The organism is Rhodococcus sp. NPDC057297 (assembly GCF_042667435.1).
Lineage (GTDB): Bacteria > Actinomycetota > Actinomycetes > Mycobacteriales > Mycobacteriaceae > Rhodococcoides.
This window is the reverse complement of the sequence record NZ_JBHUZE010000010.1, coordinates 21,450-39,629: the sequence shown is the minus strand read 5'-3', so window position 1 is coordinate 39,629 and position 18,180 is coordinate 21,450. Positions and strand designations below refer to the sequence as shown.

The window sequence follows — 18,180 nt, the reverse complement described above, 5'->3', positions numbered from 1 at the left end:
CCGATACATCAAACTTACCTACGCTAACTACTTTTACGCAATGAGGTGGTTGCCATACCTATATAGGTATATTTAGGGTTGGTGCATGGCCGAGGACAAACGCCGCCCACACCACCGCGCGGTCGACCGAATCGCAGCGCTGCTCGGGGCCGCCACCACCGAACCCCGTGGGCTGACGCTCACCGAACTGGCGCACTCGATCGACGCACCCTTGTCGTCAGTCCAGAAACTCGTGTACGGGCTGGTCGCATCCGGATTTCTGGACGAGCGCGAGGGAAGGTACACGATCGGGCCGCTGTCGGCCGTGCTGGAACGGCGTTCCGGCCGCACAGCAATTGCGGACTTCTCGCGAACTCGCCTCGAAGACCTACACGAACGCACGGGAGCAGCAGCCTTGCTCGTCGTGCGCATCGGCGACGATGCCGTCAACATCGAATCCGTCGGGCTCACCGACGCCGCAGCCTTCGTCGACACCACCCGCTGGCGTCACCCGTTGCCCTCCACCGCGGGCGGTCGCGTACTGCTCGCCTATATGCCGGAGCGGCCGCGTCGCGCATGGGCGGCCGAGAACCTCCGCGACGACCCGGAGCGAACCACGGCACTGCTGGACGAATTGGACGCCATTCGCGCCGACGGTGTCGCCGTCGGACCGAGCGGGTCACTGAGACCGGACTTGGAATCGGTCGCCGTTCCCCTCGTCCGTGACGGAGAGGTGGTCGCCGCCGTCGCCCTCACTCGGTCGCGAATCGGCGCCGGCACACCTCTGGACGAGGTGAAGAAGACGCTTCTGGCCTCGGTCACCGGGCCCGAACGGTAACCGCTCTACCCGCATCCTTGGGCAACAGAACACCACCGACCACGATGACGACCATCAGGACACCCAGCAGCGCGAACGACAGTGAGAACGCATCGCCGGACGGCTTGCCGAGCCCGGTCACAATGGACGTCGAGACCGTCAGCGCAATAGCGCCGAGTGCGACGCCGAAGCCGGAGAACAACTCCTGCACAGTGGCGTTGAACGTATTCGCGTGTGTCAGCCGCTCGCTCGAGATGTCGGCGAACGCAAGCGAATTGTAGGCAGTGAATCCGATGGACCGGAGCGCCCCGCTGACGACGAGTATCGCTGCGACGGCAACAGGAGGAGTGTCGACACCCACCGAAGCGATCGCAGCGAAGCAGAGAACCGACAACGCACCGTCGGCCACGATCACGGTGCGAATACCGAAGCGCCGCATCAACGGAGTGGTCGTCGGTTTTACAGCGATGTTCCCCAGGAAGAGCGCGATCACCATCAGCCCCGACACGAGCGGTGACCATCCGAACCGCAGTTGGAACATGAGCGGTAGCAAGAACGGAACCGCGGTGATCAGCATGCGGTAGAACGAGCCGTACGTCGCGGTGTTGCGGAACGACTCCACTTTCAGCACCGTGAGGTCGAGCAACGGATGCTCGGTGCGCCGGAGATGCACGATGGCCACAGCCGTCGCCACGAGCGCAACGGCGAACCCGATTCCTACTCCGACCCAGGGTGTTCCGTCCGCGCGAATACTGTCGAGAGAGATGATCAACGCGGCGATACCGACGGTCGTCAGCACCATGCCGCGCCAGTCGAGGGGCCGCGCTGCCGTCGCACTCGGGTCGCCGCGTACCACCTTCAGGCCGACTATCAACCCGACGATGCCGAGAGGGACATTGATCAAGAAGATCCACCGCCACGACAGGTACGTGACGATCGCACCCCCGAGCGCAGGCGCGAGCACGGGGGCAGTCAGAGCAGGCCACGTCAAATAGGCTATGGCCCGGACATATTCGGATTTGGTCGACGCACGCAGAACCGCGAGGCGCCCGACCGGCACCATCATCGCTCCGCCGACGCCTTGCAGCACCCGCATTCCGACGAGCACCGGCAATGACGGACTGAGTGCGCAGCCCACGGACGCGGCAGTGAAGATCACTATTGCAGTGAGGAACACACGCCGGACCCCGAACCGTTCCGCCATCCATCCGCTGACCGGGATGAGCACGGCCAGCGTCAGGATGTATGCGGAGATCGCGATCCCGACATCGACGGCGTCCACACCGAACGACGACGAGATCGCGGGCACAGCGGTCGCGATCACCGTCGCGTCGAGTATCTCCATGAAGTACGCGCCCGCCACGAGCAATGCGAGTCCACGCGGAAAGGCCGAGCCCGACGGGGCGTTCAGAACTCCTCGTACGTGTCGGGGTCCTGATCCCAGATCCGTCCACGCTCGAGGCCCGAGATCGCGTCGATCTCGTCATCGGTGAGTTCGAAGTCGAAGATGTCCAGGTTCTGCTTCTGTCGATCGGAATTGGACGACTTCGGCAGCGGTACCGCACCGAGCTGAACGTGCCAGCGGAGCACGACCTGCCCCGGCGAGACACCGAGCCGCTCGGCTGCTGTCGCGATCGGATCCGCGTTCAACAGCTCGGATCCGCGTCCGAGGGGGCTCCAACTCTCGGTGACGATGCCGTGTTCATCGTGGTAGGCGCGTAGATCGGCCTGGGGAAAGTAGGGGTGGAGTTCGATCTGATTGACCGACGGCACAACTCCGGTCTCCGCGGCGAGACGGTCGAGATGTTCGGTCGTGAAGTTGGAGACGCCGATCGACTTGACCAACCCTTCCTTCTGCAGATCGATCATCGCGCGCCAGGTATCGACGTACTTGTTCACTTTCGGCAACGGCCAATGAATCAACAACAGGTCGACGTAGTCGACGCCGAGATTCGCCAGAGACGTGCGCGCCGATTCCTTCGCCGCGTCGTACCCGTGCAGTCGACCAGGGATCTTGGTGGTGATCAGGATGTCACCGCGAGGCACGCTGGATGCCGCTACCGCCCGACCGACCCCGGGCTCGGTTTCGTAGCGGAGCGCGGTGTCGATCAACCGATACCCTGCGTCCAGAGCGGACGTGACCGTCGCGGCCATGTCCTCTCCGTCGGCTTTCACGGTGCCGAGTCCGACAGCGGGAAGGGCAGTTCCGTCGTTCAATCCGATGGTAGGTGACACGAAAACCTCCGAAGACACTAGATCAGTATTCGACGACAACCGTACGTCCGCCGTCGTTCATCGATTCCACCAGAGCGTCCGCGACGAGCCCCGCGCGGAGTCCGGCATCGGCGTCGGCAAGCGTCGACGGTCGGTTCTGCTCGATCGAATCGACCCATTCCTGCAGTTCGAGACGGTAAGCCTCGGCATAACGCGGTACCCAGTCGAGCGGGTACTCGATGGAGCGTTTCAGGTCGCGGTCGACGATGACGTGTGCCGGCACCGCGAACGACGCGACGCCCTCCTCGCCGACGATCTCGCAGCGGGTGTCGTAACCGTAGCGGGCGCCCACGAACAGTTCGACCGTCATCAGGACGTCGGATTCGGTGCGCAGCAACATGATCTGCGGATCCTGACGGATACCGGAATGCTTCGACGTCCGGCCTGCATGCCAGCTGACCTCCGTGATAGGGGAACCGAGCAACCACGGCATGATGTCGAGCTCGTGGATAGCCGAGTTGGTGATGGTGGCCGCCGAGTCGCCGGGACCGGCCACGACATTACGGCTGACGCAGTGCGCGACGAGGGTGTCGCCTATCCGCTCGGGTGCCGCGGCGCGCTTGAGTTCGTTGTACGCGGGGTCGAAACGGCGCATGAACCCGACGGTGATGAGGTTGCGGTCTCCCTGTGCGGCGATGATCTCGCGGCATTCGACGGCCGTCGGTGCGAGCGGCTTCTCGCACAGGACCGGCTTGCCTGCAGCGAGCGCAGCATGCACGAGCTCGGCATGGGTGGAGTCGTGCGACGCCACGACGATCGCGTCGACCGAGTCGTCGGCGATGAGCTCGAAGCCGTCGGCCACCACGTCTGAGGCCTTCAGCTCGGCTGCGACCGTCTTGGCCCGGTCTGTGTCGAAATCGGCGACCGCGGACACTTCCGCACCCGAGATCGATCCGTCGATCTTGCGAGCGTGATCGGCACCCATGACGCCGACTCCGATGATTCCAACACGTACAGTCATGTGTCGAGTATTACATCCTGATGTCCTGACAAACCACCCTTCGACAGAACAGGTGTGCCGATGACCGCGCTACCCGTCTCGACCGTGCCGAATCCGAACGAGGCACCGGTACTGCGTTGGGGCATCCTCGGCCCTGGCTGGATCGCCGACCGCTTCGCGGAATCGCTGGCGAAGAACTCGACTCAGCAGGTCGTGGCCGTAGCCTCCCGAAGCGGAGATCGCGCAGCCGAATTCGCCGGGCACCACTCCCTGCCGACGTCCTACGGCAGCTACGGCGCGCTGCTTGCCGATCCGGACATCGACATCGTCTACATCGCGACGCCGCACACCGAACATCACACGAACGCGCTCGCGTCGATAGCTGCAGGCAAGCACGTGCTCGTCGAGAAGCCACTTGCCGTCGATGCATCTCGCGCTGCCGAGATCGGAGCAGCCGGCGCCGAAGCAGGCGTGTTCGTCGGGGAAGCCATGTGGACGAAGTTCTTGCCGAAGTTCGACGTCCTACGTCAGATCGTCGACAACGGCGTGCTCGGCCCGATCCGGACGGTCCTGGTGGACCACGGCGAGTACTTCACCACCGACCACCGCATCTACGACCCGGCACTCGCGGGCGGCCCGTTGCTGGACCTCGGCACCTACGACGCGTCGTTCGTCCACGCGGTCTTGGGCGTACCCGAGTCCATCATCGCCGTCGGCCAGCCCGCGAACGACGAACTGAACGGTCAGGTCTCCGCCGTGCTCTCCCACACCGGCGGCAACCATTCGGTCATGAACACCACGATCCTGAGCAACACTCCGACGTCGGCGACGATCTGCGGCCGCGACGGAACACTGACGATCGAAGGCCCGTTCTTCATGCCGGGATCCTTCACCGTGACCCTCCGCAGCGGTGAGAAACTCGAGTACCGCGAGGACAAGGGCGTGCAGGTGGACGGTCTCCACTACGCGGCCGTCGACGCCGCCCGCGCGATCGGCGAGGGCCGCCTGGAATCGTCGGTGCACACGATCGAGGACGCAGTGCAGACATTGGCGATCATCGACGCGATTCGCCGGCAGCTCGGGATCACCGACGGCCCGTTCGCCCGGTAGCGATGTCCGCCGAGCCCTCAGCGCGCGGCCGGGGTGTTGAACCGCGTCACGATCTGGATCGGTGACGGCTCGGCGGTGACGCCGTCGACGGCACCTGCGGACTGCATCAGTAAGCGGCAGGCCGTCCTGGCGTCGGCGCGCAGGTCGTGGTGCAGCACAGCGGACAGGGACCCGGTGCGCAGCAACGGCCGGTTGTCACCGTCGAGGTCGTGTGCGACGAACACCCGGCACCTCCTGCCCGCCCGTTCGAATGCCCGGACCGCACCGGTGTTGCCGCCGCCGATGGAGTACACGGCCTCGATGTCCGGATACTCCGCGAGCACGGCCGAGACCCGTTCCTCCACCGTCGAGTCGAGCCCTTCGCTGTCGGATATCTCGACGACGCGTCTCCCGGAGTCCAGCGCCCGCAACGTGCTGCGGAACCCGATCTCCCTCTCCCCCTCGTTCCTGAAGATGTTGCTGGTCAGCAAGATCAGTACCGAGGACTGCGCGTCGCCCAGCCAGGAGTCGACCAGGTAGGCCGCAGTGGATCCCGCCGCCCGGTTGTCGATGCCGACGTAGCCGAGCCGCGCGCTGCTCGGCACGTCGGTCACGTACGTCACGACGGGAATACCGAGTGCCACGAGCCGGTCGACCGCCTCCACCACCTCGGGGTCGTCCGGCGCCTTGACGATGACACCGTGCGATCCGCGCGCGGTGAAACGGCCCAGTGTGTCCACCATCTCGGCCACCGATTCGGTCTCCCTGAAGTGGAACCTGCACCGGACCACGGCGGGCGAGAGCATCGGCAGTTCTGCCTCCAGCGCTGCCCTGAATTCTTTCGAGAAGCGCGCCGGTGTCTGCATGACTACGTCGAACAGGAACTTCCTGCCGTTCAGGCGCAGTTGGGACCGCTGTTTGTCCAGATCCGAAATCGCCTGCTGCACTTCCGCTCTGGTAGCACTGCGCACACCCGGTCGATCGTGCAGTACGCGGTCGACGGTGGCACGACTCAGCCCGGCTTGCTGGGCGATCTCATTGACTTTGTAGCGATGCGTCACGACGATCCTCTGAGGCGTTTTTGATGCGTCACGACGGTTGATCCTACGCGTCGATCTGAGTCACACTCGAGGTCTACATTTCTCCTGCAGAAAGACCTTCACTGATGGGCGTAACCGTCGGCGTCATCGGCCTCGGCCGGATCGGCGCATTTCACACCGACACATTGAGCACGCTCGCCGGGGTCGACGGACTCGTCGTCACCGACGAGCGTCCCGCCGTCACCTCCGCAGTCGCATCGAAGTTCGGCGCCACGCCGGTCGACGGCGCTGAGGCACTGCTGAAGTCCGGAGTCGACGGAGTTGTCGTCGCTGCGGCAACACCCGCACATGCTGCGCTCGTACTCGCCTGCGTCGACGCCGGCATCCCCGTGTTCTGCGAAAAGCCGATCGCCGCGACACCCGGCGAGAGCCTGGCCGTCGTCACCGCGATCGACAGCAGTGACGTCCCGGTCCAGATCGGGTACAACCGTCGCTTCGCGCCTGCCTTCGCCGCCGCCAAGAGCGCCGTGACCTCCGGTGAGCTCGGCTGGCTGCACACAGTTCGCTCGACCACACTCGATCCGGCGCCTCCCCCGCTGGACTACGTCGCCGTGTCCGGTGGCATCTTCCGCGACTGCAGCGTGCACGATTTCGACATCGTCCGCTGGATCGTCGGCCACGAGGTCACCGAGGTGTACGCGGCGGGTTCGAACCAGGGTGATCCCGCCTTCACCGAATACGGAGACGTGGACACTGCCACGACCACTCTGACATTCGAGAACGGAACGATCGGCGTCGTCTCCAACACCCGCTACAACGCGTGCGGGTACGACTGCAGGCTCGAAGTGCACGGCTCCGACGATTCCGTCGTCGCCGGCTGGGACGATCAGGTCCCGGTGCGAAATCTGGAGGCCGGATCGACGTTCCCGGGCGGGACGCCTCACTCGTTCTTCATGGACCGCTTCACCTCGGCATACCAGGCCGAGCTCGGCGCGTTCGTCGACGTGATCACCGGACGAATCGAATCCCCCTGCACCGCACGCGATGCTCTCGAAGTGGCATACATCGCCGAGGCGGCAACCCTGTCCCTGCAACAGCACCGACCGGTGCGAATCGACGAGGTACGACTGTGACAACGACCCATACCGACATTCGAATCGCCGGCGCGCCCATCTCCTGGGGCGTCTGCGAAGTTCCCGGCTGGGGATACCAGATCGCATCCGACCGCGTCCTCACCGAGATGCGCGACGCCGGACTCACCGCCACCGAGGTCGGACCCGAGGGTTTCCTCCCCGCCGACCCGGACGAGCTCGCCTCCACGCTCGACACGTTCGACCTGAAGTCCGTCGGCGGGTTCGCCCCGGTGCTGCTGCACCACGCGCACCACGATCCTGTTCCCGGAATCGCACCGCTGCTCGACGCCTTCATCGCCTCCCGCGCCGAGGTGCTGGTGCTCGCCGCGGCGACTGGGAGCGACGGTTACGACTCGCGCCCCGAGCTCGACGACGAACAATGGGACACGTTGCTGCGCAACCTCGATCGGCTACAGGAAGCAGCGGCCGAGCGCGGAATCCGCGCGGTACTTCACCCGCACGTCGGCACCATGATCGAGAAACGGGACGAGGTCTACCGGGTCCTGAACGGCTCCACCATCCCACTGTGCCTCGACACCGGCCACCTCCTCATCGGCGGGACCGATCCGCTCGAACTCGTCGAGGCCCACGCGTCTCGGATCACACACGCTCACCTCAAGGACGTCGACGCTGCCCTCGCAGCACGCGTCCAGGCCGGGGAGCTCACCTACACCGAGGCTGTCGCGCAGGGCATGTACACGCCGCTGGGAACGGGCGACGTCGGCATCGGCAAGATCGTGAACGGGCTCCTCGACTCAGGTTTCGACGGTTGGTTCGTCCTCGAGCAGGACACCATCCTGTCCGAGGAGCCTACCGATGCGGGCCCTGTCACCGATGTGATCGCCAGCGTGGCATACCTGCGGAGTGTCGTCGACGCCCGCGTATCGTCGTAGTCCGTGAACTCTCTACGGATCGGAGTCCTCGGCGCCTCACGCATCGCCGAGGTCGCCATCGTCGAACCGGCACAGATCCTGGGCCATCGCCTTGTCGCGTGCGCTGCGCGCGACACGGCGCGAGCGTCGGTCTTCGCCGAAAAGTACGGTGTGGACCGGGTTCTCGACTCCTACCAGGATGTCATCGACGACTCCGAAGTCGACGTCGTCTACAACCCCCTCGCCAACTCGCTGCACGCGCCGTGGAATCTCGCGGCCGTACGGGCGGGCAAGCCCGTGCTCACCGAGAAGCCGTTCGCGCGTGACCGAGTCGAAGCCGCGACAGTTCGCGATGCTGCGGCGTCGGCAGGAGTCACGGTCATGGAGGGATTTCACTACCTGTTCCATCCGGTGACTCGTCGACTTCAGCAGCTGCTGGAGGACGGAACCCTCGGCGAGCTTCGGCACGTCGAGGTCGTCATGCGTATGCCCGCGCCGGACCCCGCCGATCTGCGATGGTCCCTCGACTTGGCAGGCGGGGTCATGATGGATCTCGGCTGCTACGGGCTCCACGCACAAAGGCTGTTCGGCCGGTTCGCAGGCGGCGCACCGATCGTTGCGTCCGCGTCCGCGGTGCAGCGTTACCCCGGAGTCGACGAGTCGATCGACGTGGATCTCGAATTCCCGAGCGGGGCAACGGGTGTGTCGCGGAACTCGATGATCGACCCGGACTACCTGTTCACACTGAAGGTGGTCGGCTCGAAGGGCGAAGCATTCGCGCACAACTACATCAAGCCGAACGAGGACGATCGCGTGAGCGTCACCGTCGGGTCGACGACCACCGTCGAACAGCTCGGTACGCGCTCGTCCTACACGTATCAGTTGGAAGCCTTTGCCGACCACGTCGTGAACGGCGCAGCACTTCCGCTCGACGCAGCCGACGCGGTGACGAACATGGCGATGATCGACGACGCCTACCGCGCTGCAGGGATGTCACCCCGCTAGCGGGGTGACATCCGGCATCACTCGCCCGGCGTCACCCAGCTACCCGACGCGACCGACTTCGTCATCGCATCGAGCACCTCGGCGCTACGGACCGCGTCCCACACCGTCGCACCGACGGGCTTGCCTTCTGCGATCGACCGAAGGAATCGCTCGGCCTCGACGACCTTGAGGTCGTCGTAGCCCATCGACGACGCCGAACCCGGTTGAAACGCACTGTATTCACCGTGCTCGGGACCGACGTACACCGTCTGGACAGGCTGATCCTGGTACTTGTCTCCGATGCTCACTCCGAGTTCACCCAGCCGGCGGAAGTCCCAGAAGACAGCGCCCTTGGTGCCGTGGATCTCGAAGCCGTACGCGTTCTGCTCCCCCACCGACACTCGGCTGGCTTCCAGCGTTGCGCGGGCACCCGAGGCGAGCCGGATCTGGCTCGAGACATAGTCCTCGTTCTCCACCTGGCCCAGCTCCCCGCCCGTGGCGAGCGCATGTCCGCTGGTCGCGCCGGTCGGCTTGGCGCGCTGCGGGACGAACACCGCGGTGTCGGCCACGAGGGACTCGATGTCTCCCAGCAGATACCAGAGTAGGTCGGCGCCGTGCGAGGCCAGGTCACCGAGGACTCCGTTGCCGCCGCGAGCCCGTTCGAAGCGCCAGCTCAGCGCGCCGTCCGGGTGTGCGGCGTAGTCGCTGAAGAACCGGAAACGGGCGTGGGTGACAGTTCCGATCTCACCTGCGGCGATGAGCGCTTTCGCTTCCTCGACCGCGGGCGCGTTGCGGTAGTTGAAGCCGACGGCCGTCTGCACGCCCGCCTTGTCCGCCGCGACGGCGACCGCGCGCGCATCGTCGGACGACAGTCCCACGGGCTTCTCGATCCAGATGTGCTTGCCCGCCTCGACCATGGCGGTGCCGATGGTGCGATGCAGGAAGTTCGGTGCCGTGATGGACACCGCACCGATGGACGAATCGTTCTGGATGTCGTGCCAGTCGGTGGTGGCGTCGGCGAATCCGAACTGCGCAGCGGCCTCCTCCGCGCGCCCGGGAACCTCGTCCGCGACGGATGCCAGCACGGGCGTCAGCGCCAGATCCGGGTAGTGGTGCCGGATACGGGCGTAGGCCTGAGTGTGTACCCGGCCCATCCAGCCGAATCCGGCAACTCCGACGCGAATGTTCTGCACTGGGCTCACGAGCTGTTCTCCTGACGTGTACGAGAGTGGAAGGGACGATGGGGAGTGGTCACCGGTTTTGGACCGGTCCAATCAATGTAAAGTGTGAACCACACAGGACGGTCGCGTCAACACCGAACTGCTAGCGTTCACCCGGACCACCGGGATACGAGGAGAGGACGGCGCAGTGAGCAGGCCGACCATCCGTACCGTTGCAGCCCATGCTGGCGTGTCCAAATCTCTTGTGTCGCTTGTTCTCCGAGGATCCAGCTCGGTCAGCGACGAGAAACGGGCCGCCGTCGAGCACGCCATCACCGAGCTCGGCTACCGCCCCAATCTGAGCGCCCGCAGCCTGACCCAACACCGCACCGACATCGTCGGCGTGCTCCTCAACGACCTACGCAACCCCTGGTTCGTCGACTGCCTCGAAGGCATGAACTCGATTCTGCAGGAACAAGATCTGAAAATGTTCCTCGCCGACGGCAGGTTGGACCGCAGCTCCGATTCGTCCTTCGTCCGAAGTTTCATGGATCTGCGACTCGACGGACTCGCACTCGTCGGCACCCGGACACCCACCCCGACGATCCTCGAGGCGGCGCGTTCGATCCCGACGGTCGTCGTAGCCAGCCGCGATCTGGATCTGCCCGACGTGGACGTCGTTGCGAACGACGATGCGGTGGGCACCGCACTGGCGATCGATCACCTGGTCGCCCTCGGACACAGCAGAATCGCTCATCTCGCCGGAACCGGTGCGGTGGCGGACATTCGGGCCGCCAGTTACCGGACGGCGATGGCCGAGCACGGACTGAACCGATTCGCTTCGGTCCTCCCGAGCGGAATGACCGAGGACGACGGGTATGCCGCCGCGTCGGCGATTCTGGATGGTGCCGACGCACCGTCGGCCATCTTCGCAGTCAACGACATCGTGGCCATCGGCGCGATGACAGCCTGCAAGGAACGTCGGATCTCCGTACCCGAGGACATGTCCATCGTCGGCTACGACAACACCTCGCTCGCCGGACTTCGGCACGTGTGGCTCACCAGTGTGGACAACGCGACGTACGAACTGGGACGACTTGCTGCTACCGCGCTGGTCGGCCGCATCTCGGATCCCGACGCACCAGGCACGCTCACACTGATCCCCCCGAGCCTGCAGGTTCGGGGTTCGACGGCGGCGCCGCGCTGAGGTCCTACCGGTCGACCACCGTGGTGTCGAAGTAGTATCGCGATGCCCGGTAGGCGTGCGATCCGAATTCGACCACGCTGCCGGAGTCGTCGAACGCGGTGCGATGCATCGTGAGAAGCGGGGCCTTGTACTTCTCGTCCAGCAGCAGTGCCTCGTCACGGTCCGCGGCCTTCGCGCCGATGCGCTGACGCGCGAGCCGGATGTGCACTCCGCGCGTCCGCAGCGACTGGTAGAGACCGTGCGTCTCGAGTTCGTCCGGATCGGGTGCGATAGCGGTGGGCAGATGGTTGGTCATCAGGGCCAGCGGCTCGCCGTTGGTACTCCTGAGTCGCCGGATGGTCGTGACCTCGGTGTCGTCGGAGATGTTGAGCTCACGCGCGACCTCGTCCGTCGCGATACCGACGTGGTAGTCGAGAAGCTTGGTCGACGGACTCTGGCCGGCTCGGGCCAGGTCGTCGAACAGACTCGTCAGCTCGACGGGGCGGTGCACCGGGCTCTGCACGACCTGGGTCCCGACGCCGCGCTTGCGTACGAGCAGGCCTTTGTCGACCAGTTCCTGGATGGCGCGGCGGGTGGTCGGACGCGACAGATTGAGACGTTTGGCCAGGGCCAGTTCGTTCTCGAACCGGTCCCCCGGAGCCAACTGTCCACCGAGAATCGCGGCTTCGATCGCTTGGGCGAGCTGGAAGTAGAGAGGTACCGGGCTGCCCCTGTCGAGCTCGACGGACAAGGGCGTGGCGACGGACGCCCCCACAGAGGGCGCGCCGGTTTCGCCTGCGGACACGTTGGACGTAGTCACAGTCCAGCTCTCCATATCTCCTCGAAGGGCGAGCAGATCCACGCCCAGCTTGATCGAGAGTGTAGGCGAACACTAACATCGGCATGACTGGAAGTAAGAATGTCAGGACAAAGTATTGACATGACGCTGTGGTCTGAAGCACAGTATTAGCAGACAAGCTTTCCTGCGCAGCACCTCGCACGTTGTGTCCCCGATACCCTTTGGAGTCGATCTTGACCACCTCAGCCGATGCGAACACCACGGCCTTCGACGTCCTCGCCATCGGGCGCAGCGGCGTGGACATCTACCCTCTGCAGACCGGAGTCGGGCTGGAACAGGTCGAGACCTTCGGCAAGTTCCTCGGCGGCAGCGCAGCGAACGTCACCGTCGCCGCAGCACGCCTGGGCAACAAGTCCGCCCTGATCTCGGGCGTCGGCAACGATCCGTTCGGCCGTTACGTCGCAGGCGAACTGGCCCGTCTCGGTGTCGACAATCGGTTCGTCGTAACGGACTCGCAGTACGCAACACCTGTCACGTTCTGCGAAATCTTCCCGCCCGACGACTTTCCGCTGTACTTCTACCGCAAGCCGTCCGCACCCGACCTGCAGATTCGACCGGAAGACATCGACGTCGAGGCCGTGAAGAACGCGCGTCTGTACTGGTCCACCGTCACCGGGCTGTCCGAGGAGCCGAGCCGCAGCGCGCACTTCGCCGCCTGGGAGGCACGCGGCCGCGCACCACTGACCGTTCTCGACCTCGACTACCGCCCGATGTTCTGGGAAACCACCGCTGCCGCAACCGAGCAGGTCCAGAAGGCACTTCAGCACGTCACCGTTGCCGTTGGAAACAAGGAAGAGTGCGAGGTAGCCGTCGGCGAGACGGACCCGCACAAAGCCGCCGACGCCCTTCTCGACCTCGGAGTCTCGCTCGCGATCGTCAAGATGGGTCCGAAGGGCGTCATGGGCAAGACCCGATCGGAAACCGTCACCGTTCCCCCCAATTTCGTCGATGTCGTCAACGGCCTCGGTGCAGGCGACAGCTTCGGCGGCTCGCTGTGCCACGGGCTGCTCGGTGACTGGCCACTCGAGAAGATCCTCCGATACGGAAACGCTGCAGGCGCCATCGTCGCCTCGCGGCTCGAGTGCTCCACCGCAATGCCCACCGCGGCCGAGGTCGCCGCTCTCGCAAAAGATTCCGCCCCAGAAGAGAAGAAGACCGAGGCCGTCGATGTCTGAAACCACCTTGACCCCTGCACCTGCTGCGTCCAGCTACGCCGAGGTTGCCGCCATTCGTGCGAGCGACCCGCAGGCCATCGAACGAGCGTGGGCAACCCGCGCCACTCGTGAGACCATCCGCGGAAACGGCCGGCTCATGATCGTCGCCGCCGACCACCCGGCCCGCGGGGCACTGTCGGTCGGATCGAACATGACCGCGATGAACAGCCGCACCGAGCTGCTCGACCGTCTTCGCACCGCACTGGAGAACCCCGGCGTCGACGGTGTCCTCGCCTCCTCGGAGATCCTGGACGACCTGGTTCTACTCGGCGCCCTCGAAGACAAGGTCGTGTTCTCGTCGATGAACCGCGGTGGGCTCGCGGGCGCATCGTTCGAACTGGACGACCGCATGACGGGTGCCACCGCAGCATCCACCGCCAAGGCTCGAATGAACGGCGCAAAGATGCTCACCCGCATTGCACTCGACGATCCAGGGACACTCGAGACGATGACCGCGTGCGCCCAGGCGATCGACGAGCTCGCCGAGCGTCAGCTCATCGCCATGGTCGAGCCGTTCCTGTCCAGCCGCGTCGAAGGCCGCGTCAAGAACGATCTCAGCGCCGACGCTGTCATCAAGTCCATCCACATCACGCAAGGCCTCGGCTCGACGTCCGCCTACACATGGATGAAGCTCCCCGTCGTCGACGAGATGGAGCGCGTCATGGACGCCACGACGCTTCCCACGCTGCTTCTGGGAGGAGATCCTCAGACCGCCCCGGAGGAGACCTACGCGAGCTGGGCCAAGGCGCTCGAGATCCCCGCCGTTCGCGGTCTGATCGTCGGACGCACCCTGCTGTACCCCCAGGACGGCGATGTCGCAGGCGCCGTTGCCACCGCTGTGAACATGGTGAGGTGAGTCGATGAATTCCGAGTACTACATCGCAGCTGGATCCGGTAGCAAGGACGGCTTCGACGTCGCCGTGACGCCCGAGTCCGCAGCCAGGAGTGGAGCCGGCGGAACGACCCGAATCGATTGGACGGAATCGAGCCTCTGGACTGTGACGCTGGCTGCCGGTCAGTCGGTCGATCTCAGTTCCGGCCCCGACGAGATCATGGTCGTTCCGCTGTCCGGATCGGCCACCGTCACCAGTGAGGGAACCAAGTTCGACCTCGCCGGCCGTGCATCGGTGTTCGACGGACCATCCGACTTCGCGTACGTCGGCAAGGACTCGGCGTACACGCTCTCGAGCGTCGACGGCGGACGGTTCGCTCTGTGCGGCGCCCGCGCGGAGAACAAGCTTCCGTTCCGCTACGTCCCCGCGGCCGACATCTCGGTGGAACTGCGTGGGGCAGGAAACTGCAGCCGCCAGGTTCACAACTTCGGTACCGCCGACACGTTCGAGGCCGATTCGCTCATTGCCTGCGAGGTCATCACCCCCGGTGGCAACTGGTCGTCCTACCCGGGCCACAAGCACGACGAGAACACCCCGACCGAATCCGCGCTCGAAGAGATCTACTACTTCGAGATCGCCGAAGGCCCGGACGGCAGTAACGGTTTCGGCTATCACCGCGTCTACGGCACCCCCACGCGTCCCATCGAGGTCCTCGAAGAGGTCCGCACCGGAGACGTCGTCCTCGTCCCGCACGGCTACCACGGCCCGTCCGTCGCAGCACCCGGCTACCACATGTACTACCTGAACGTCATGGCCGGACCGGGTAAGGAACGCGCCTGGAACATCGTCGACGATCCCGAGCACACCTGGATCCGCGGCACCTGGGCAGACCAGGCCGTCGATCCTCGCCTTCCCCTCAACTCCGCATCGACAGGAGCATGACCGTGGTGTCCACCGCACCGATCTCGGCGAGCAAGACCGAAAACACCGAAGGCACGGTTCATCTCACCGTGTCCCAGGCAACCGTGAAGTTCCTGGCGAACCAGTACGTCGAGCGTGACGGCGTGCGTACCAAGTTCTTCGCAGGCGCATTCGGCATCTTCGGACATGGCAACGTGGCCGGCCTCGGCCAGGCGCTTCTGCAGGCCGAGATCGACGCCGTCGAAGTCGGCACCGACCCGGAACTGCCCTATGTTCTCGGACGCAACGAGCAGGCAATGGTGCACAGCGCCGTCGCATACGCGCGGCAGAAGGACCGCATCCAGGCGTGGGCCGTCACGGCAAGCGTCGGACCCGGCTCGACGAACATGCTGACCGGCGCTGCACTGGCGACGATCAACCGCCTGCCGGTCCTGCTGCTGCCTGCCGACACGTTCGCCACCCGCGCAAGTGCCCCGGTGCTGCAGGAACTGGAGCTCCCGTCGAGCGGAGACGTCACGGTCAACGACTCGTTCAAGCCACTCTCCCGCTACTTCGACCGCGTGTGGCGCCCGGAGCAGTTGCCCGGCGCACTGCTCGGTGCGATGCGCGTGCTGACCGATCCCGTCGAGACCGGCGCCGCCACCGTCGCCATCCCGCAGGACGTTCAGGCCGAGGCATTCGACTGGCCCGAATCACTGTTCGCGCCGCGTACCTGGCACGTCGCTCGTCCGCTGCCCGAGAAGTCCGTGGTCTCGCGTGCCGCCGAGGTCATCCGCACCGCGAGGAAGCCGCTGATCGTCGCAGGCGGTGGCGTGATCTACTCCGGCGCCACCGACGCACTCGCTGCACTGTGCGAGAAGACCGGCATTCCGGTCGGCCAGAGCCAGGCAGGGAAGGGCTCGCTGACGTACGACCACCCGCAGTCCGTCGGCGCTCTCGGATCCACCGGCACCACCGCTGCCAACGCACTGGCCACCGACGCCGACGTCATCATCGGAATCGGCACGCGCTACAGCGATTTCACCTCTGCGTCGCGCACGGCGTTCAACAACCCCGACGTACGTTTCGTCAACATCAACGTCGCGTCGATCGACTCGGTCAAGCAGGGCGGCATCTCCGTCGTCTCCGACGCTCGCGAGGCCTTGGAGGCGTTGATCGACGCCCTCGGCGACTACGAGGTTCCCGCCGAGTACCGCACCCTCGTCTCCCAGCTCGCTCAGCAGTGGGACGACACAGTGTCCTCGGTCTACAAGATCGAGGATTCCACCGCACCTCTGAATCAGAACCAGGTCATCGGCCTCGCGAACACGCTGTCCGACCCCCGCGACGTCGTCGTCTGCGCGGCCGGCTCGATGCCCGGTGATCTTCACAAGCTCTGGCGCACAAGAGATTCCAAGGGATACCACGTCGAGTACGGTTTCTCGTGCATGGGCTACGAGGTCGCCGGCGGTATCGGCGCCAAGATGGCCGAGCCGGACCGCGACGTGTTCATCATGGTCGGTGACGGCTCCTACCTCATGATGGCGACCGAACTGGTCACCGCCGTGCAGGAAGGCGTCAAGGTCATCATGATCCTGGTGCAGAACCATGGCTTCGCGTCGATCGGATCGTTGTCGGAATCCCTCGGATCGCAGCGCTTCGGCACCGACTACCGCTACCGCGCCGAGAACGGACGCCTGCAGGGCAGCATTCTGCCGGTCGACCTCGCGGCCAACGCGGCCAGCCTCGGCGTCGACGTGGTACGCGTGAACAACGGCAACGAGTTCACCGACGCGGTCAAGGCCGCCAAAGCGAGCGAGACGTCCACCGTCATCCACGTGGAGACCGATCCGCTGATCGCGGCACCGGACTCCGAATCGTGGTGGGACGTACCGGTCAGTGCGACCTCGACTCTCGAGTCGACGCAGACCGCGTACGCCACCTACGAGAAGTGGAAGAAGATCCAGCGCCCCTTCCTCCGCCCGTCCGGCAACTGACAACATTAGGACCAAGCCGACACCATGAAGATCGCACTCGATCCCACTCCGTTCCATCACGATTTCTCGCTGCTGGAGCTGCCCCGCGTCGTAGCCGACCTCGGCTACGAGTACCTGCAGCTGACCCCGCACGTCGACATGATCCCGTTCTACAACCACCCGAAGGCCGACGACGACCTGGTCGCCAAGTTCAAGAAGGCCTGCAAGGATGCCGGCGTCGGTATCGCCTCCGTGCTCCCCGTGTTGCGCTGGGCAGGCCCGGACGAGGATGCGCGCGAGGCCGCAGTTCGGTACTGGAAGCGAGCCATTCAGATCACCGTCGACCTCGGCGTGAACGTCATGAACACCGAGTTCAGCGGACGACCGGAGAAGGCGGAGGAGTCCGAGCGGGCGTTCTACCGCTCGATGGAGGAACTCGTTCCGATCGTCGAACGTGAAGGCATCGACGTTCGCATCGATCCGCACCCCGACGATTTCGTCGAGGACGGACAGGCTGCCATCCGGGTCATCCGCGGCATCAACTCCAAGAACTTCGGCATGGTCGTCGTCGCCTGCCATCAGTTCCACATGGGTGGTGATCTGCCCGGAATCTTCCAGACCGCAGGCGATCTCGTTCGCCTGGTGCACGTCGCGGACACGATGGACCATCACCGCTCGCACGGGCTTCGCTACATCACGAACCCGCCCGGAAATGCAGTGCGCGTACACCAGCACCTCAAGATCGGGGATGGCGACGTCAACTGGGACGAGTTCTTCGGCGGCCTGAGCAAGCTCGGGTTCTACGACCGTGACGACACGGTCATGGTGTCGAGCGTCTTCGGCGAGAACGAGAACGCCGACGAGGTCTCGCGGTACCAGCTCGAGACCATCACCGACTACATCGCAAAGCACAAGGGGTAAAAG

17 protein-coding genes are annotated in these 18,180 nt (G+C 65.0%); 11 read left to right on the top strand and 6 right to left on the bottom strand.

Features of this window, described 5'->3' with window-relative positions; all coding sequences use genetic code 11:
* Positions 1 to 85: 85 nt before the first annotated feature.
* Positions 86 to 817 (top strand): IclR family transcriptional regulator, encoded by a 732-nt coding sequence (locus tag ACFULT_RS23405; protein WP_052059327.1) that lies wholly within the window; start codon positions 86 to 88, stop codon positions 815 to 817.
* Here the strand turns inward: ACFULT_RS23405 and ACFULT_RS23400 are convergent.
* The 3 genes from ACFULT_RS23400 to ACFULT_RS23390 are packed head-to-tail and all read right to left on the bottom strand — an operon-like array spanning position 798 to position 4,031.
* On the bottom strand, positions 798 to 2,165 hold the full coding sequence (locus ACFULT_RS23400; protein ID WP_378482692.1) for an MFS transporter: 1,368 nt from the start codon (positions 2,163 to 2,165) through the stop codon (positions 798 to 800). The genes ACFULT_RS23405 and ACFULT_RS23400 overlap by 20 nt on opposite strands.
* 38 nt (positions 2,166 to 2,203) lie before the next feature.
* Positions 2,204 to 3,031, bottom strand: coding sequence for an aldo/keto reductase (locus tag ACFULT_RS23395; protein WP_378482691.1), 828 nt, complete (start codon positions 3,029 to 3,031; stop codon positions 2,204 to 2,206).
* Positions 3,032 to 3,053: 22 nt separating this feature from the next.
* Complete coding sequence (locus ACFULT_RS23390) at positions 3,054 to 4,031, bottom strand: Gfo/Idh/MocA family oxidoreductase (protein ID WP_378482690.1); 978 nt, start codon at positions 4,029 to 4,031, stop codon at positions 3,054 to 3,056.
* A gap of 60 nt (positions 4,032 to 4,091) precedes the next feature.
* On the opposite strand from ACFULT_RS23390, the gene ACFULT_RS23385 reads away from it, so the two are divergent.
* Entirely contained in the window at positions 4,092 to 5,120 is a 1,029-nt protein-coding gene (locus ACFULT_RS23385) for a Gfo/Idh/MocA family protein (RefSeq protein WP_378482689.1), read from the top strand.
* A gap of 17 nt (positions 5,121 to 5,137) precedes the next feature.
* Here ACFULT_RS23385 and ACFULT_RS23380 read toward each other — a convergent pair whose 3' ends face one another.
* Positions 5,138 to 6,160, bottom strand: coding sequence for a LacI family DNA-binding transcriptional regulator (locus tag ACFULT_RS23380; RefSeq protein WP_176459862.1), 1,023 nt, complete (start codon positions 6,158 to 6,160; stop codon positions 5,138 to 5,140).
* 104 nt (positions 6,161 to 6,264) lie between these two features.
* Between ACFULT_RS23380 and ACFULT_RS23375 the strand changes: the two genes are divergently transcribed.
* Genes ACFULT_RS23375 through ACFULT_RS23365 form a run of 3 tightly spaced genes read left to right on the top strand, consistent with a single transcriptional unit; the run spans position 6,265 to position 9,149 of the window.
* Positions 6,265 to 7,272: a Gfo/Idh/MocA family oxidoreductase gene (locus tag ACFULT_RS23375; RefSeq protein WP_378482688.1), complete on the top strand. Its 1,008-nt coding sequence runs from the start codon at positions 6,265 to 6,267 to the stop codon at positions 7,270 to 7,272.
* On the top strand, positions 7,269 to 8,165 hold the full coding sequence (locus ACFULT_RS23370; RefSeq protein WP_037111258.1) for a sugar phosphate isomerase/epimerase: 897 nt from the start codon (positions 7,269 to 7,271) through the stop codon (positions 8,163 to 8,165). Before ACFULT_RS23375 ends, ACFULT_RS23370 begins: the two co-directional genes overlap by 4 nt.
* Before the next feature lie 3 nt (positions 8,166 to 8,168).
* Positions 8,169 to 9,149, top strand: a complete 981-nt coding sequence (locus tag ACFULT_RS23365) for a Gfo/Idh/MocA family protein (RefSeq protein ID WP_094719099.1) — start codon at positions 8,169 to 8,171, stop codon at positions 9,147 to 9,149.
* Positions 9,150 to 9,166: 17 nt separating this feature from the next.
* On the opposite strand, the gene ACFULT_RS23360 is transcribed toward ACFULT_RS23365, so the two are convergent.
* Positions 9,167 to 10,321, bottom strand: coding sequence for a Gfo/Idh/MocA family protein (locus tag ACFULT_RS23360; RefSeq protein ID WP_094719100.1), 1,155 nt, complete (start codon positions 10,319 to 10,321; stop codon positions 9,167 to 9,169).
* A 175-nt stretch (positions 10,322 to 10,496) separates the two neighbouring features.
* Here ACFULT_RS23360 and ACFULT_RS23355 point away from each other — a divergent pair, with 175 nt between their 5' ends.
* Positions 10,497 to 11,495 carry a LacI family DNA-binding transcriptional regulator gene (locus ACFULT_RS23355; RefSeq protein ID WP_037111262.1) on the top strand — a complete coding sequence of 333 codons (999 nt, stop codon included), beginning with the start codon at positions 10,497 to 10,499 and terminating at the stop codon, positions 11,493 to 11,495.
* Positions 11,496 to 11,499: 4 nt separating this feature from the next.
* Here ACFULT_RS23355 and ACFULT_RS23350 read toward each other — a convergent pair whose 3' ends face one another.
* Positions 11,500 to 12,309, bottom strand: a complete 810-nt coding sequence (locus tag ACFULT_RS23350; protein WP_241483823.1) for a GntR family transcriptional regulator — start codon at positions 12,307 to 12,309, stop codon at positions 11,500 to 11,502.
* 197 nt (positions 12,310 to 12,506) lie between these two features.
* Between ACFULT_RS23350 and iolC the strand changes: the two genes are divergently transcribed.
* Genes iolC through ACFULT_RS23325 form a run of 5 tightly spaced genes read left to right on the top strand, consistent with a single transcriptional unit; the run spans position 12,507 to position 18,177 of the window.
* A complete protein-coding gene (gene iolC / locus ACFULT_RS23345) occupies positions 12,507 to 13,508 on the top strand; it encodes a 5-dehydro-2-deoxygluconokinase (protein WP_037111545.1) in 1,002 nt (333 codons plus the stop codon).
* A complete protein-coding gene (locus tag ACFULT_RS23340) occupies positions 13,501 to 14,403 on the top strand; it encodes a hypothetical protein (RefSeq protein ID WP_037111264.1) in 903 nt (300 codons plus the stop codon). Before iolC ends, ACFULT_RS23340 begins: the two co-directional genes overlap by 8 nt.
* A gap of 4 nt (positions 14,404 to 14,407) precedes the next feature.
* A complete protein-coding gene (gene iolB / locus ACFULT_RS23335; protein WP_037111266.1) occupies positions 14,408 to 15,322 on the top strand; it encodes a 5-deoxy-glucuronate isomerase in 915 nt (304 codons plus the stop codon).
* Positions 15,319 to 17,277, top strand: coding sequence for a 3D-(3,5/4)-trihydroxycyclohexane-1,2-dione acylhydrolase (decyclizing) (gene iolD, locus ACFULT_RS23330; RefSeq protein WP_378482687.1), 1,959 nt, complete (start codon positions 15,319 to 15,321; stop codon positions 17,275 to 17,277). The genes iolB and iolD overlap by 4 nt, the downstream gene beginning before the upstream one ends.
* Before the next feature lie 24 nt (positions 17,278 to 17,301).
* Positions 17,302 to 18,177 (top strand): sugar phosphate isomerase/epimerase family protein, encoded by an 876-nt coding sequence (locus ACFULT_RS23325; RefSeq protein WP_378482686.1) that lies wholly within the window; start codon positions 17,302 to 17,304, stop codon positions 18,175 to 18,177.
* Positions 18,178 to 18,180 lie beyond the last annotated feature (3 nt).